Origin of the sequence: Streptomyces sp. NBC_01003, assembly GCF_045162695.1 — a bacterium.
Lineage (GTDB): Bacteria > Actinomycetota > Actinomycetes > Streptomycetales > Streptomycetaceae > Streptomyces.
Window position 1 is genome coordinate 19,937 of record NZ_CP108708.1, and the last position, 15,045, is coordinate 34,981.

Sequence of the window (15,045 nt, forward strand, 5' to 3'; positions counted from 1 at the left end):
GACCAGGATCTTGGCCATCCAGCATGTAGCCAACCCATGTCAGCGATAGACGGGAACAACAACTCCTTCAGCCGGTTGGCCAGACCAACTCCCGGAACCTGCACTCGACCCCCACCGACACAACGCTGACGGGCAAGCAGCCCCCGGCTGTCCCGTTGATCGGAAGCGATCGTCGTCCCGCCCGCTCCGCGACTGCACCGCACCCTCGACGCCGACCGCCACACCGCGGCGTGGTCACCGTCGTTCTCCAGACTGAGCCATGTCTCATGCGACATCTGTGCGCAGCTTCGTCGGGCAGAAGAGCCGACATGTACTGACGTCAGGATCCGGCAGCGGACGCGTGGCGAGCCAACTCGGTGGCCAGGCGTCGCATGACCGTCCGGTTGGCGCGTCGTATCGTGGCCCGGACGACGAGTGTCAGCAGGCGGTCGGCGAGCGGGGTGTGGGCCCAGGCGTACTTGAAACCTCCCCCAGCTAAATCAGGGGGATTCCTAGCTCACGTCGCCTGATCCCCGGCGGAGATACAGGTCTTACACGATCAGCACTAGCCGGGACAGAGACCAGCCCGGACGAGCATCACACGGGCTGAGTTTTTGTCCCGAGGCCGGGCCACTCCGCACGTGGTGCACGTATACGTTCGTTCTGAGAGAGGCAGCGCGTGCTTGGTTCTCGCTCCGCAGTCTGCGCAGTCCATCGTGGTGTGCGCCGGGTGCACCAGGTGCACGGACCGGCCATGCTTACGGCCCATCTCGACCAGGGCTGTCTTGGTCGCGCCGATCGCCGCGTCAGCGGCCTTCTTGGCCATGGTGGACTTCGCGAGGAACTTCGGCCGGAAGTCCTCCACGGCCAGGGCGTCATGGTCGCGGACGACCTTCTTGGCCCACCTGCGGGCGGTGTCCTGACGCTGCCGGGCCACCTTCTTGTGCAGCTTCGCCGTCTGCCGCTTCGCCTCGCGGTAGCCCTTCGATTGGGCGTGTCCACGCTTCGGCTTACGCCGGGACATCATCCGCTGATAGTGCGCCAAGCGCTGGGCGGCGTTCTTCCCGTGCTGCGGGTGGGCAAGGTCGTGGTCGTCGCTGGTGGTGGTCGCGGTCTCTTTCACACCCCAGTCGATCCCGATCACCCGGCCGGTTCCCGGCAGCGTCTCGGTCATGCTCGGGACGACGAACGACGCGTACCAAACTCCGGTGCTGTCACGGTAGACGCGGACGCTGGAGGGTGGCTTGGAAAGGGCCCGCGACCACACGACCGTCACGGCGATGCCGCCTGCCAAGTGCAGGCGGCCGTCCTTGAGCCGAAAACCCCGCTGGGTGTAGTTCAGCGACAAGTCGTCCTGGTGCTTCTTCTTGTACTTGGGCATCCCGGCCCGCCGCCGCATCGGCAAAGCGGCCTTGATGTCCTTCAGCGCCTTCGCCCTCGACTTCGCGAAATCGCGTAGCAACTGCTGCTGAGGAACGCTGGAGCCTTCGCGCAGCCAGCCCATGCAGGTACGCGCCTCGGTCAGCATCTTGTCCAGCCGAGCCGGACCGCACTTCTCGTTCTCGGCGTGCGCCTTCTTCGAGCGGGCGCAGCACTCATTCCACAGCCACCGGCACCGCGCCCATTCCGCTTCGAGGGCGCCCGTTGCGGTGGACGACACGCGAAGGCGGAAGGTGTAGCGGGCGTGCCCGTCACCTGCCGTTTCCTGCGCCGCGGTCGTCATGAACAGCAACCTATCCGGGAGGACTGACATCTGCGGCGCCGACCGCCCAAGGCGGCTACTCCTGACGGGTGGCCCCCGCGGCCGGGGCGCGCAGGGGGGCGGTCCGCGTGCCATAGATAGACGGAACGAGTTGTCGGCTGTGGGAGGGCACCTTGCCGAGTGCTGATCCGATCCTGGTCACCGGTGCCGCCGGTGGCATCGGGGGTGTGGGTGGGAAGGTCGTCAGGGAGTTGCGCGAACACGGGGTGCCGGTGCGAGCCCTGGTGCACCACGACGACGACCGTGCCGCCGCTCTGCGGGCCATCAGCGGCGTCGAGGTGGTGGTTGGTGATCTCACGCGTGGAGCGGACGTGGTGGCGGCCCTGGAGGGATGCCGCAGGGCCTACTTCGGGATGAGTCCTTCGGCCGACTATCTGGAGGCCACGGCAACCGTGGCGGCAGCGGGCCTTGAGAGCGGCCGGCTCGAACTGCTGGTGAACATCTCACAGATGACCGTTTCTCAGATGAACCTCGCCAGCAGCACGGAGTCGCGCCAGCAGCGGCTGCACTGGCTCTCCGAACACGTCCTCAACTGGTCCGGGCTGCCCGTCGTCCACATCCGGCCGACGGTGTTCATGGAGAACCCACTCTTCGGCATGCTCGCCGTGGCCTCCATCCAACGCGACAACACCATCCGCCTCCCTTTCGGCGCCGCACGCACCTCGCCGGTGGCCACCCGCGACGTGGCCGAGGTGGTCACCCGACTGCTGCTCGACCCTTCACCACCGGTCGGCCGGGTCTACGAACTGACCGGCGCCGCCTCCCGCGACATGACCATGATCGCCGCCGAGTTCTCCGATGCGCTGGGACGCACCGTGACGTACCTCGACGTGCCGTACGACGAATGGGTTGAGCGCGACCTCAAGCCGCTGGGCCTGACGCCGCATGTCTTTGACCACGTCTCCACGATGGCCCGACTGCACAGGGAGAACCGCTATGACCGGAGCACCAACGATGTGACGGAACTCCTGGGCCGCCCGCCATCGGGCTTCGACAGCCTGGTCGAAGCTGCACCGGGACTGCGGGCCGGGAAGGGGTAGGCCCTGGGACGCCAGCTGCGGCAGCTGTGCCGCCTCGTTGAGGAAGCCCAAGACGGTGCCTGAGGGTGCAGACGCCTTCACCGTCCTGATGACGGGCGGAGGCCTCGATGGCCACCGTGTCCCGCACCTTCGCCGAAGGGGCTGACAGTCCCGCCCTCTGGTTGCTTGACAGTTGGCCAACTACCTCGGGAGGCCGGCCGTGGTGCAAGACCGTGCGCGCCGTGAAGCGCAGCAAGCGTGACGGCAAGCCCGTGCCCACCTACCACCAGGGCGAGAACTGGGTCGAGCAGCCGGGCGCCCACCACGTCCTCACCGAGAACACTAGCCGGACCAAGGCCGCCAAGCTCCGGGTCGTCTTCGTCTCCAACACCGGAGACAAGCTCAAGGTCAACGACACGAGGTCATAGCCTGGGGCACTCAGTGGGCGGCAACACTCTTCACGGACCCTGCCCCTGCCCCTGCCCCTGCCCCTGCCCCTGCCCCTGCCAGAACACACAGCGCCCGCCACCAAGACGCGTGCCCGCAATGCACGCCGCACGCCGCACGCCGCACGAAGGAATCGGACGATGAGGGTGGGCCCGGGGCACGGTGTCCGCGCGCTACAGCTGGCTAGCCGTGCCGAACTTGGCGCCGGCGTCGGTGGGCTTGGGCCCGTCCGTCTGCTGGAAGTCGGCGAGCTTCCATACGTCGGCGGCGTCGTGGGTGTGGGTGGTTCCCGCAGGCTCGCAGATTGGGAACCTGCGGGATGGGCCCCGGACTCCCGCCTCGGACACCCGTCGCAATCCCGGTCATCGGACCGTCAGCCCCAGTGACCCGTCCGGGCGGCAAACTGCCCCGAACGGCGGAGTCACCGATGGAGCAGAATTGCGATCATGAGGTCATCATGAAGCACTCATTGCATGACCAGACACGCGATGCGTACGCTCTGCGCCGCCACCCTCGTGGCCGCTCCCGTCGTCCTGACTGCGACGCCTGCACAAGCCCTGACTTCATGTACGGTCAACGGCCGTCCCGTGTCCGGCACGACCGTCAGTGGTACTGCCGGCCCCGACTACATCAGCTGCGGCGCTCTTGCCTTGGGCGATAGCGTCGACGGCTCGGGCGGGAGCGACTACATCGTCATCAACGGCATCGTTGCCGGCACCGTCGCCGGCGGCGCCGGAGGCGACTCCATCACGGCCAACGCCGGCACCACGGCGAACGGCAGGATCCTCGGCGGCTCCGACGGCGACTTCATCTTCGTCGGCCCGAACGCCGGCACCGTCGACGGTGGACTCGGATCGGACTTCTGCCGAGTCGCGTCCGGTAACCCCCCAATCAGCTGCTGACCAGCAGCGGGATCGTTGAGCCAGCCAACTGCGACGCTCAGAGTGGCCGGCCAGATCTTCAATGGCTGAGGTTGCGGCGGCTGGAAGTCGAGGCCGGTCTTGGCGGTGAGGCCGTCGATGAGGCCGGATCGGTACTTCATCCGTTTGAGCCGGGGTCTTCACAAGCGCGGTGAGCTGGTCGAGGCCGTGTTTGGTGAGGTTGGCCAACGACCGCTTCACGTGCGACCAGACGCCCTCCAAGCGTGTCGATACGGCCGAACCGCTCGATTGCTGCGGCGACGCGGGTCGGCACGGTGGGAGGGGTCGAGGATCTGCTTCCAGATGCTGGTCTGAGTCATGGTGGTCCGCTCTACGCCGAGCCGCGCAAGACCCCCGTGGTGCGCGAGTTGGCGCTCTGAGTGGTGAGCACCATCGGCTCACCAGGAAGCGCGCCGGCGAGCCGGCCGAGTGCCGCCGCGCACGCCTCGGCGGCGTACCCAAATCCCCACGCCCGTGGCAGGAACAGGTAGCCCAGATCGACCTTCCCCGCGGCAGCCGGGCGACGATGCCGCGTTGCTCTCCGCAGCAGGATCTGCCCGATCATCGACCCCGTCGAGATCAACGACAGAGCTCCCGGGCCACCGCTCAGGCACCCCGGACATCTCGCGCTCAAGCTCCTCACGCGGCCGGGCGCCGCCGAGGTAGGTATGGACCTCCGGCGACGCCAGCAGCTTGATGAACGCCGCACGGTCCCGGGCCTCCGACTCACGGAGCACGTTCTTCACCGGTTCAGCCCTCTGGGCGGCAGTTGAGGCCCAGGAGGCAGACCGGGCCCGACGACATCTCGACCGCGCTATGCCCTGTCGGCTTCCGCTTCGGGACACGCCTGCCCGGGGCGGGGCGGGGGCGGGGGGGGATGCCTACTGTTCTCTTGACGTCCTCCCCCCGCTGAAGCAGGGGGATTCCTAGCTCACTTTGCCTGGCACCTAGCAGGTGGCAGGGCTTACAAGATCAGCACTAGCCGGGTTGAGACCAGCCCGGACGAGCATCACGCGGGCGGAGTTCTTGTCCCTGGGGGACACGGTTCCGCACCCGGTGCACGTATACGTTCTCTCGGAGAGAGGTAGGCGATGCTTGGCTCTCGCACCGCAGTGCGCACAGTCCATGGTGGTGTGCGCGGGATTGACGAGGTGCACGGCGCGGCCGTGTTTACGGGCCATCTCGACCAGGGCGCTCTTGGTCGCGCCGATCGCAGCGTCAGCGGCCTTGCGGGCCATCGTCGACTTCGCCAGGAACTTCGGGCGGAAGTCCTCTACCGCCAAGGCGTCGTGGTCGCGGACCACACGCTTGGCCCACTTGCGGGCGGTGTCCTGGCGCTGCCGGGCCACCTTCTTGTGCAGCTTCGCCGCCTGCTTCTTGGCGCCCTTGTAGCCGTTCGAACAGGGCTGCTTCTTCGGCTTCCTGCGGGCCATCATCCGCTGGTAGCGGGCGAGGCGCTGCGCGGCCTGGTGGCCATGCTCGGGATGGGGAAGGTCGTAGTCGTCGGATGTGGTGGTCGCGGTCTCCTTCACACCCCAGTCGATGCCGATCACGCAGCCGGTTTCGACAAGCGCCTGGGTGCTGGTGGCGACCACGAACGAGGCGTACCAGTGGCCGAGACTGTCGCGGTAGACGCGCACGCTGGACGGCGGCTCGGGCAGCTCACGCGACCACACGACCGTCGCCGCGATGCCGCCGGCGAGATGCAGACGGCCGTCTTTCACCCGGAAACCGCGCTGGGTGTAGTTCAGGCTCGGGCCGGCCTGATGCTTCTTCTTGTACTTCGGCATACCGGCCCGCTGCCGCATCGGCAACCGGGCCTTGATGTCTTTCAGTGCCTTCGCGCGGGACTTCGCGAAGTCCCGTATCAACTGCTGCTGCACAACGCTGGAGCCCTCACGCAGCCACGCGTTCGCGGTACGGGCCGCGGTCAGCATCTTGTCGAGCTGCGCCGGACCGCACGTTGTCTTCTCGCCGGTGGCCTTGTTGTGCAGATGCACGGCCCTCGACTTGGCCACCGACTCGTTCCACACCCAGCGGCAGCGCGCCCATTCCGCTTCCAGCGCGCGGATGGCCGTGGACGACAGGCGCAGCCGGAACGTGTAGCGGGCGTGCCCGCCACCTGCCGTCAACGCTCCGGTCGTCATGAAGCACAACCTATCTGGGAGGACTGACAGTTGAGAACAACTGATCTCGCTGGGGTTCCTCATCATCACGCGGGGCGGACGCCGGATCGCCCTGACGACGATCCGGCTTTCTCTGCCCTGCTCCCCAGGAGTCCAATTCCTCCCCGGCCCAAAGGCCGGGGCATCCTCGGAGGAATCCGGTGAACACCGTCGACGACGAGAAGGCCGCCTGGAGCGTGTCTCTTTATGAGTTGATCAACTGATCGGCGACCCCCTGAAGGCGTGCTCTCGGAGCGCGAGACGATCGCCTCCCGCCTGTCGGTGACCCATCCGAGCGTTGTTTGGCGGCTGCGCGTTCGCCCTCGATGGTCGGACTGCTGTGGCGGCTAGCGTGGACGCACCGTCCAGGTGCGGGTGTACCTCACTCGCCGCAGAACGGCCGTTCAGGCGGTAGCGGTTCTCCGACCTGCGAGCAATGGAAGGGCCTGACATGTCCAACCACTTCACCGGCCTCAGCCTTGGGCCACCGCTGGGCGACCAGCGGCTCGATCTGTGCGACCTGTACGCCTTCGGGGCACCCGGCGATCCGAGCAGGACCGTTCTCATCCTCAATGCCAATCCCAATGCCGATGCCCTGCACCCCGACGCCGTATACCGACTGAACATCGACAACGACGGCGATTACCTGACCGACATCGCCTTCAGCTGGGTCTTCAGCCCGCCGGCATCCGACGGCTCCCAGACCTACAGCGTCTTCATGGCAACCGGTGCGGAGTCCTGTATGCCCGAGGCGGTCGGCACCAAGATCGTGTCGAACGCCGACGTCTCTTTCGGCCCTCAGGCCAAGGTGGTCAGCAGCGGCGACTACAAGGTGGCCGCCGGCAGCCGCAGTGATGCCTTTTTCTTCGACTTCGACGGCATCAAGAATCTGTTCGATACCAGCGGCAACCGGAATTTCACCGCGCCCCATCTGGGTGGAAAGTCCCCGTGGACCGGCGTCGACTCCAACAGCACGGCCAACGTCTTCTCCATGGCCATCGAACTGCCGACCGCGGAGCTGGCCCCCAAGCCCGAGCTGCACATCTGGGGCCGGTGCAGCGTCCTGCGCGACGGCGAACTCGTCCACGCGGACCGGGCCGGGCACCCCTCAATGAGCAGCTTCTTCAACACCGACGACACGAAGGAGGAGTACAACGCCAGCGAGCCGGTTAACGACCGGGCCAGGTGGACGGATCAGTTCGTCCACCTGTTGGGCCACACCGGCGGCTACTCGCGTGAGGAGGCGATCACCGCGCTCGACGAGCACGGCCTCCTGCCGGACGTGCTGCACTTCGACCCGTCCAAGCCTGCCGCGTACCCGAATGGCCGGACATTCGCGGAAGACGTCATCGACATCCGCGTCGCGTTCCTCACCAAGAACGAGGCGCCGCCCACCGGTCTGACGCCGCACACCGACACCCTGGACCGGTTCCCGTACCTCGGCAACCCGCACCCGGCAACCACCTCCTGACGGATCCCTGCGGGACGCACCCGGGGCTCCGACGGCCGAGCCGGGACAGGCCGGTCGATCAGTGAATCGGACTAGAGCCTGTCTCTCTGGAGACTTCTAGGAGCGCCATTCCTGCTGGTAGGCGGGATGCTCGGCATACAACTGGGCAAGGACACGAATCGCGTGGTGGAGGCCCGCGTGACGCGAGTCTGCAGGGTCCATGGCCGTGTAGTCCCGTGCCAGCATGTCGATCAGATGGAGCATGGGCAGGTGGCTGTCGAGCAGGGCGTCTCTGCCGAACGTCTGGGCAACGTAGGCGTAGGCGTGGTTGTCCTCCTCGATGCGAGCGCGGAGGAACTTCAGGAGGTCGTCCATGCGCTCATCTTCGCGCGCGGCCCTTCGCCTCTGTGAGGCGTGCCCGTAATCGTCTTCGTGGTCAGCTGCTGGTCCAAATGAGGATGGCGGCGAGGTGGAGTGCGGCCTGGTAGGCAAGGGCGAGTTTGTCGGTTCGCATGGCCAGGCCCCGCCACTGTTTGAGTCGGGCGATGCAGCGTTCGACGGTGTTGCGTTCTTTGTATGCCTCGCCGTCGAAGCCCGGCGGGCGGCCTCCGGCACGGCCTCGCCGGAGGCGGTGACCGATCTGGTCGGCGGGCTGCGGGATGACAGCTCGGATGCCGCGCCGGCGGAGATGCGCGGATCGCGCGGGAGGAGTACGCCCGGTCGGCGAGGACGAGTGCCGGTCGAGTCCTTGGTCTCCCAAGTCCCGTTCGTGGAACCCGGATTCTGGCCATGACTGCCTCGAAGGCCGGGGCGTCACCGGCCTGGGCCAGCGGTGACGTGCAGAGCTAATGGTCGCGCTCGACTGTCACTGGCCAGGTGGACTTTCGTACTCAGGCCGCCGCGGGAGCGTCCGAGTGCGTGATCGTGAGGTTCTGAACGGTCGGGTGCCCCCTTTTCCCGGCTCCGGCAGCGTGTTGGTGGGCCCGGCAGATGGTTGTCCACCGACACCGTCCAGCCCACGTCGTCACCGGCGTCCGCCGAGGCGAGGATCGCTGAGAGAATCCGTTCCCAGTTGCCGTCAACGGCCCATCTTGAGCAGGCGTTTATGTGCGGTCTGGAACGACCCGAGCTCACAGGGCAGGTCCCGCCACGGGGAGCAGGTGCGGTACTTCCACGCGATGGCCTCAAGGGTCCGACGGTGGTCGGCCCACCGTCGGCCACGGACCGGATCGGCCGGCATGAGCGGCTCGATCCGGACCCACATCGCGTCAGTGATCACTAACCAGACAGGCGCATCCGATCAACTGACCAACCCATCAAAGAGACACGTTCTAGGCCAATCGGGTGAACTGGCCACCAGGAACTTGCCGCATATGCCAGGATCCTGCGTTACTGAACATATTCCAACTAATGGGCAGCCCGTACCACTCGGGATGCGTGGTGCTGGGGTGGCCTGTCCCTTCACACGTGGGAAGGAACAGGTCCGCCGGGGTCGCGATGGGCACCCAAGTGGGGTTGGAACGCCAGTCGGTGCCGCTTACGCGGTGCCGGCTGGTCTTTTTTTGTGCGGACCAGGCGAAGATCGGTGGTGCACGCCGGTGGTACGCAGACGCCCCCTCAAGCATCCACGTGCTGTGGCTGGCACCTTGTCAGAGATTCATCCTTGTGGGGTACTTGAAGCAGCGAACCGGTGGGCTGCCCATCCCACGACCGGGGATCACGGTAAAGGGCAGCATCTGCCGGTTCTTCCTTTGTGCGTTCATGAGGGAACTCCATTGACCGGCTGCACGGTTCAGCCGTCCCTCCTGCCGTAAGGGCCTTCCGCGAAGGATGCCCGGCGGTCCCCAGGTTCCGCCGTGTCCTGTGTGTACCTGTCCTGTCAGCAAGGAGTCTCTCCATGCCCATATCTCCGAACCAGGGATCCACCGGCGGTGGCACGCTGGTGACGATCACCGGTACGAACCTGTCCGGCACCACCGCCGTCACGTTCGGCACCAAGCCGGCCGCCAGCTTCACCAACGTCACGCCGACCCAGGTCACAGCCGTGTCGCCCTCGGGCGCCGGCAGCGTCGGGGTGACCGTGACCACCCCGGGCGGAACGAGCAACCCGCTTGCGTTCTTCTACGTCGGAGCCCCGTTCAAGTCCTCGCTCGGGCCGACATCCGGCCCCCTGGCGGGCACCAACACGGTCACGATCAACGGTGTCGGTCTGGCGACGGCCACCAGTGTGTCGTTCGGCGCCAACTCCGCCGTACCGACGGTCGTCTCCGACACCCAGCTCACCGTCGTCGTGCCGGCAGGCGCGGCGCCAGGTCCCGTAGGAGTGAGTGTGACCACCGCGGGCGGCACGAACAACGGTCTGTCCTATACCTACGTGGACGTGCCCACCGTGACCGCGGTGACGCCCACTGCCGGGCCGGCGTCCGGTGGTACCGGAGTGACCATCACCGGCACCAACCTCGGCAGCACCGAGTCGGTCACCTTCGACGGCAACCCGGCGCCGTTCTCCCTGGTGAACTCCACCACGGTCTCGGCAGTGACCCCGCCCGGCACCGCCGGCGCGGTCGACGTCGTGGTGACCAACCCGGCCGGCTCCGACACGGCCGCCGGTGCGTTCACCTACGTCGCGCCTCCCGGCATCTGACCGTCAGCCCCGCTGCCGCCCGGTCTTCACCGGGCGGCAGCTCTCCTTGACCACCGCTGCCCGACGGCAGTTCCCGCCCTGTGCCGTCCGGCCACGTGATCCCCCGTGGGCGGACGGCCCTCATACGCCCAAGCCCCAGACCGGGCAGTTCCCCCGGACCTGGAGCGGACATCCGCGTCACCTTGGGCTTCGCCCAGGCTGCCATAGGAGCATCTTCATGCCGCCCACGATCAGCACCATCAATCCCTCGCAAGGGCCCACCACCGGGGGTACCAGCGTCACCCTCACCGGCACTGGGATGACGGGGTCCACCTCCGTACGGTTCGGCAGCACCAACGCGACCTCCTTCATCGTCAACTCGGCCACCCAGATCACCGCGGTGAGCCCGCCGCACGCCGCGGGTGCGGCGGCGGTGATCGTCGTCCATCCGACCGGCAACAGCAACGCGGTGACGTTCACCTATGTGGTGGCGCAGGTGCCGGTGGTCACGGGGGTTGCGCCCAGTAGCGGTCCGACGTCGGGCGGCACCAGTGTCATCCTCACGGGAACCGGGTTCACCGGGGCCACGGCGGTCACCTTCGCCGGGGTCCCGGCGACGTCGTTCGTGGTGAACTCGGCCACCCAGATCACCGCCGTGACGCCGGCCGCAAGCGCCGGGGCCGCGGTGGTGAGCGTCACGACACCGGGGGGCACCAGCGCCCCGGATGCCTTCTTCTTCTACGCCTTGCCTCCCGTCCTCAACAGTGCCAGCCCCGCCCTCGGCCCGGCAGCCGGCGGCACGGTGGTCACCCTGACCGGAAGCAATCTGCTCAACGCCAGTGCCGTACGGTTCGGCAGCACCAACGCCGCCTCTTTCACCGTGCTGTCGGCGACGCAGATCACGGCCACCGCCCCGCCGGGGACGGGGAGTTCACCGATCACAGTGATCACCCCGGGCGGCACGAGCAACCCCGTCGCCTTCAGCTATGTCGCCACGCCCACCCTGACCGCAGTGGTGCCCAGCAGCGGTCCGACGTCCGCAGGCGCCGTGGTCACCCTCACCGGCACGAACCTGGCCACCGCCTCGGCCGTCATCTTCGGGGCGACGGCCGTCTCATTCACCGTCGTGTCGGACACACAGATCACGGCGGTCGCACCCGCGGGACCCGCGGGTGCGGTCACGGTGACCGTCACGACGGCAGGCGGCACCAGCCCCGGCCTGACCTACACCCGCATCGCCCCGCCCGGCATCTGACACCCCGACGCCAAGAAAAGGACCCGCCGCACCCACCTCGTACAGCCCGTCGTACCGCGGTGCCACTCGGCCGCCCGACGACCCTCTCAACCGATGATCCAACCAGGTTACTTATGGGCGCCGCCTCCCTGGAAGGCAAGAAGCACCGCCATAGCGTGAAGCTCCCAGGCGCCCGCAACCGCGGGCCCGGCGACACAACAAGGAGCCGAACCGGTGAGGATCACACCACGCAGGACAAGACTCGTCGTCACCACAGCCCTGGCCGCCGTGCTGGGACTGGCCTCACCCGCCTGGGCCGCAGGGTCGAGCACCACGGTGACGGCCACCCCGCAGTCCACCCAGGTGGGCGCTACGGTGCAGCTGGCGGCCACGGTCGACTGTCCTGCCGACCCCACAGGCGGGCTCGGCGTGACATTCTTCGACAACAATGTCGAGCTCAAGACCATGGACGTGAACGCCAACGGCCAGGTCAGCATCTCCGCCACGTTCTCCACCCCCGGCACGCACACCATCATCGCTTCCTACAACGGCAACACGCAGTGCGATCACTCCGACAACAGCACAACCGTCCAGGTCACGTCCGCCCCGACGCCCCCCGGCCCGACCCCCGGATTCTGTCTCCTGGCCTGCGGCGGACTGATCAACTTCTCCGTCGGCGACATCAACAACAGCATCAACATCTACAAGCACGGGTAACAGGCCCCTGCACCAGCGGCATCTGCGCCAGGCGCACTGCCCTGGAGCATTTGTCTGTGCGGGTGATGGTTGGTTCGCATCTGCCGAAGTCCGGGCAGCGCAGCGGCCGTTGGATCAGCCACCGCAGGGTCATCAACGCACTCCTGTGCCGGCAGCACACCCTGCTGCCATGGCGGGATCCGCCTGCGTGTTTCGATCCGTGGAAGACCGTGCCCCGAACGGCACAGACCCCGGCCGGCAAACAGCACATGGGACAAGATCTTCGTTCCCGTCCCGGCGCACAGTGACGCGGAGTGCCGGATCGACCGGTCCACGGTGAGCGTCGACTCGGCCTCCTGCCGAACTCACCAGCACGCCGCAGGGAGCCCCGCAGGGATGCCCCCCGGGCGCCCGGGAAAAGAGGCACGGCCCAACAACGCCTCCCCGGCGAGATGCTCGACGGCACGACCGGCTGAACGACTGGGAAGGTCAGCTGGCGGTGTTCTCGGCTCGGGATCGCGGCGTACAGCTCGACCTTCGACATCTGCGGCATGACCAGGGCCTTTCACCAAGAGCATCTCGATGCTGCCCTGGCAAGTAGCCCGGTGCTGTCAAAACTCGGGTTCTGGCTCAGCTTCTGTGAAGCTGTCACCGTTAGTGATCATCGTTACTCCAGCGCTCGGAGAATCAGCAGCACCCGTCGGTGCCGTCGCAAGCGTCCACCGTTGTCTGCTCGCACTTGTATCGAGCAGAGACCTGGTGGTCGCCCTCGGTGTCCCTACGGGATGCTGACCGAGTGATTGAGCGAGATACCGCGGTTCAGATAGTCGAGGACGAACTGGAACGCGACTACCAGCGGGAGCTGTCGGTTGGGCTAGACCCAATGCGCATGGCTGTGTCGTATTTGAAGTGCTCTCCTCCCTTCGCAAGCTCAGGAAGGAGATTCCTGCCTACCTTGCGGCGGCGGGCTTGGCGCCACGGGTGCGCCTGACGACTGCCCTCCCGGCAGCCGGGATGAGCGTGTGGCCCATCCGGTACAGGTGCAAGATGTTCCGGGCTGCGTTCCAGTCGGCGTTGCCGGACCATCCGCAGTCGGGGTTCTTGCATACGAACGTGGCCTGGTCTTCCCGGCTGCCGGGCGTGATGAAACCGCAGGCGGAGCAGCGCAGGGAGGTGTTCGGGGCGGGAACCTTGGCGAGGGTGCCGCCGTTGCGGGCAGTTTTGTACGTCAGCATCGTCACGGTGCGACCCCATGCCTCCTGGCTGATGGAGCGGTTCAGACCGGACTTCTGCGCGACGTTCTTCCCCGGCTGGTCGGTAGTGCCCTTGGCGGACTTGACCATGTTCGTGATGTTGAGCTGTTCCACCACGACCGTGCCGTACTGCTCGGCGATGGCGGTGGTGGCCTGGTGCTGCCAGTCAATGGCTCGGCGCGTGGCTCTTGCGCGGAGCTGCTTGATCTGGTCGTAGGTGCGGTGTAGCCGGTTCGAGCTGCGCTCTTTCGGCTTGCGGAAGGACTTGCGGTGCGCGGCCCGCTGTTCCAGGCGAAGCAGTCTGGCTTTCTCGTCCGGGTTCAGCCACTTGTCCCGGTCGGCGGTGCCGTCCGGGAGCCGGGGCGGCCGTCCGTGGTCTTGGTGGCTGCCGTCGGACAGCGCGAGGGGCAGGTTCACCCCGGCGTCGATGCCGACCTCCAGTCCGGTGTGCGGTTCGGGCTTGACCTCAAGAGTCTGGACGCGGAAGGCGATGTGCCAGCCGAGTCCGTCTTTGACCAGCCGTGCCCCGGTGATCCGGTTCTCCTTGTTGGCGTGCTTGCCGACCGGGAGGTCCTTGGTCCAGCGGAAGCGGACGCGGCCCACCTTGGGGATGTTGACCATGCCCCACCGGCGGTGCACCCGCTTGATCTGCAGATCCCGGCCCTGCGGGATGTCCACGGACATGACGGTGCGGAAGCGGGCCTTGAAGTTCGGCTCGTCCGCACGCCCGTCCCAGCAGTTCCGCCACGCCTGGAAGTACGTCTTGAGGACCGCCTGCGCGGCCTGCGCGGGCAGCACCGCGTACCAGTCGATCTCCTTGCGGGCCTGCCGCAGCGTCTGATCCAAGCGCGTCAGGGAGCGCTGACACTTGGGCGTCATCCGCCACAGGTCGTGGAGCTGATTCCACATCGCCCGCGCGGCGTGCGCCTGGTCGTCCATGAGCCGGACCTGTGCAGGCGTCAGCGCCAGCCGGGCGCGATGCCCGAACTGCCGCTTCTCCCACACGAGTTCGCTCATGACGATCAGCCTACTAAAGTTGGCTTATGTCACCACGATGGAACCCGAATCCTGACGTGCGCACCGGGCGCCACGTCGTCTACAACCTGCATGTCCACTTGGTTTTTGTTACCAAGTACCGGCGCAAGGCATTCACCGACGCCATGCTGACGCGCACTGAGGAGATCATGCGCGAGGTCTGCGCGGACTTCGAAGCCGACCTGAAGCAGTTCAACGGCGAACAGGATCACGTCCACCTGCTTGTGCACTACCCGCCCAAGGTCCAGCTCTCCAAACTGGTCAACTCCCTCAAGGGCGTCTCCTCCCGCAGGCTCCGCCAGGAACACAGCGCACACGTGCGCCGCTACCTGTGGGGCGGACACTTCTGGTCCGGCTCCTACTTCGCCGGATCCTGCGGCGGGGCACCGCTGACCGTCGTCAAGCAGTACATCGAGAACCAGCAACGCCCCATCGGCTGAGAACAACACCGCAGACCCGTGC

Annotated in this window: 12 protein-coding genes and 3 pseudogenes; 8 read left to right on the forward strand and 7 right to left on the reverse strand. The window is 66.9% G+C overall.

Translation table 11 applies throughout. From position 1 onward, the window contains the following. Positions 1–474: 474 nt before the first annotated feature. A pseudogene (locus OG698_RS47850) lies at positions 475–1,702 on the reverse strand (RNA-guided endonuclease InsQ/TnpB family protein). 152 nt (positions 1,703–1,854) lie between these two features. On the opposite strand from OG698_RS47850, the gene OG698_RS47855 reads away from it, so the two are divergent. After that, complete coding sequence (locus tag OG698_RS47855; RefSeq protein ID WP_331729149.1) at positions 1,855–2,781, forward strand: NAD(P)H-binding protein; 927 nt, start codon at positions 1,855–1,857, stop codon at positions 2,779–2,781. Between the two features lie 221 nt (positions 2,782–3,002). Then, positions 3,003–3,188, forward strand: a complete 186-nt coding sequence (locus OG698_RS47860) for a hypothetical protein (RefSeq protein ID WP_331729152.1) — start codon at positions 3,003–3,005, stop codon at positions 3,186–3,188. Positions 3,189–3,380: 192 nt separating this feature from the next. Here the strand turns inward: OG698_RS47860 and OG698_RS47865 are convergent, their stop codons facing one another. Further along, on the reverse strand, positions 3,381–3,554 hold the full coding sequence (locus OG698_RS47865) for a hypothetical protein (RefSeq protein ID WP_331729155.1): 174 nt from the start codon (positions 3,552–3,554) through the stop codon (positions 3,381–3,383). A 240-nt stretch (positions 3,555–3,794) separates the two neighbouring features. On the opposite strand from OG698_RS47865, the gene OG698_RS47870 reads away from it, so the two are divergent. Further along, positions 3,795–4,109 carry a hypothetical protein gene (locus tag OG698_RS47870; RefSeq protein ID WP_406111853.1) on the forward strand — a complete coding sequence of 105 codons (315 nt, stop codon included), beginning with the start codon at positions 3,795–3,797 and terminating at the stop codon, positions 4,107–4,109. Between the two features lie 385 nt (positions 4,110–4,494). Here the strand turns inward: OG698_RS47870 and OG698_RS47875 are convergent. Further along, positions 4,495–4,873 (reverse strand): annotated as a pseudogene (locus OG698_RS47875) (GNAT family N-acetyltransferase); the annotation flags it as partial. A 201-nt stretch (positions 4,874–5,074) separates the two neighbouring features. Continuing rightward, the gene (locus OG698_RS47880; protein ID WP_331729161.1) at positions 5,075–6,274 is read right to left on the reverse strand and encodes a transposase; all 1,200 of its coding nucleotides are present in this window, start codon (positions 6,272–6,274) and stop codon (positions 5,075–5,077) included. 469 nt (positions 6,275–6,743) lie between these two features. On the opposite strand from OG698_RS47880, the gene OG698_RS47885 reads away from it, so the two are divergent. Then, positions 6,744–7,763, forward strand: a complete 1,020-nt coding sequence (locus OG698_RS47885) for a DUF4331 family protein (RefSeq protein ID WP_331729164.1) — start codon at positions 6,744–6,746, stop codon at positions 7,761–7,763. A 96-nt stretch (positions 7,764–7,859) separates the two neighbouring features. On the opposite strand, the gene OG698_RS47890 is transcribed toward OG698_RS47885, so the two are convergent. Together OG698_RS47890 and OG698_RS47895 are read right to left on the reverse strand one after the other, a co-directional pair. Further along, positions 7,860–8,117, reverse strand: coding sequence for a DUF6221 family protein (locus tag OG698_RS47890; RefSeq protein ID WP_331729167.1), 258 nt, complete (start codon positions 8,115–8,117; stop codon positions 7,860–7,862). Between the two features lie 61 nt (positions 8,118–8,178). Beyond that, positions 8,179–9,006: pseudogene (locus OG698_RS47895) on the reverse strand (IS5 family transposase). A 633-nt stretch (positions 9,007–9,639) separates the two neighbouring features. On the opposite strand from OG698_RS47895, the gene OG698_RS47900 reads away from it, so the two are divergent. The 3 genes from OG698_RS47900 to OG698_RS47910 all read left to right on the forward strand — a co-directional run bounded on the left by OG698_RS47900 (position 9,640) and on the right by OG698_RS47910 (position 12,316). Continuing rightward, positions 9,640–10,386, forward strand: a complete 747-nt coding sequence (locus OG698_RS47900) for an IPT/TIG domain-containing protein (protein WP_331729170.1) — start codon at positions 9,640–9,642, stop codon at positions 10,384–10,386. Between the two features lie 217 nt (positions 10,387–10,603). Further along, positions 10,604–11,620, forward strand: a complete 1,017-nt coding sequence (locus tag OG698_RS47905; RefSeq protein ID WP_331729173.1) for an IPT/TIG domain-containing protein — start codon at positions 10,604–10,606, stop codon at positions 11,618–11,620. 213 nt (positions 11,621–11,833) lie between these two features. Beyond that, complete coding sequence (locus tag OG698_RS47910) at positions 11,834–12,316, forward strand: Ig-like domain-containing protein (RefSeq protein WP_331729175.1); 483 nt, start codon at positions 11,834–11,836, stop codon at positions 12,314–12,316. A 929-nt stretch (positions 12,317–13,245) separates the two neighbouring features. On the opposite strand, the gene OG698_RS47915 is transcribed toward OG698_RS47910, so the two are convergent. Next, the gene (locus OG698_RS47915) at positions 13,246–14,565 is read right to left on the reverse strand and encodes a transposase (protein ID WP_331729178.1); all 1,320 of its coding nucleotides are present in this window, start codon (positions 14,563–14,565) and stop codon (positions 13,246–13,248) included. A 26-nt stretch (positions 14,566–14,591) separates the two neighbouring features. Between OG698_RS47915 and tnpA the strand changes: the two genes are divergently transcribed. Then, positions 14,592–15,023: an IS200/IS605 family transposase gene (gene tnpA / locus OG698_RS47920; protein ID WP_100599321.1), complete on the forward strand. Its 432-nt coding sequence runs from the start codon at positions 14,592–14,594 to the stop codon at positions 15,021–15,023. Positions 15,024–15,045 lie beyond the last annotated feature (22 nt).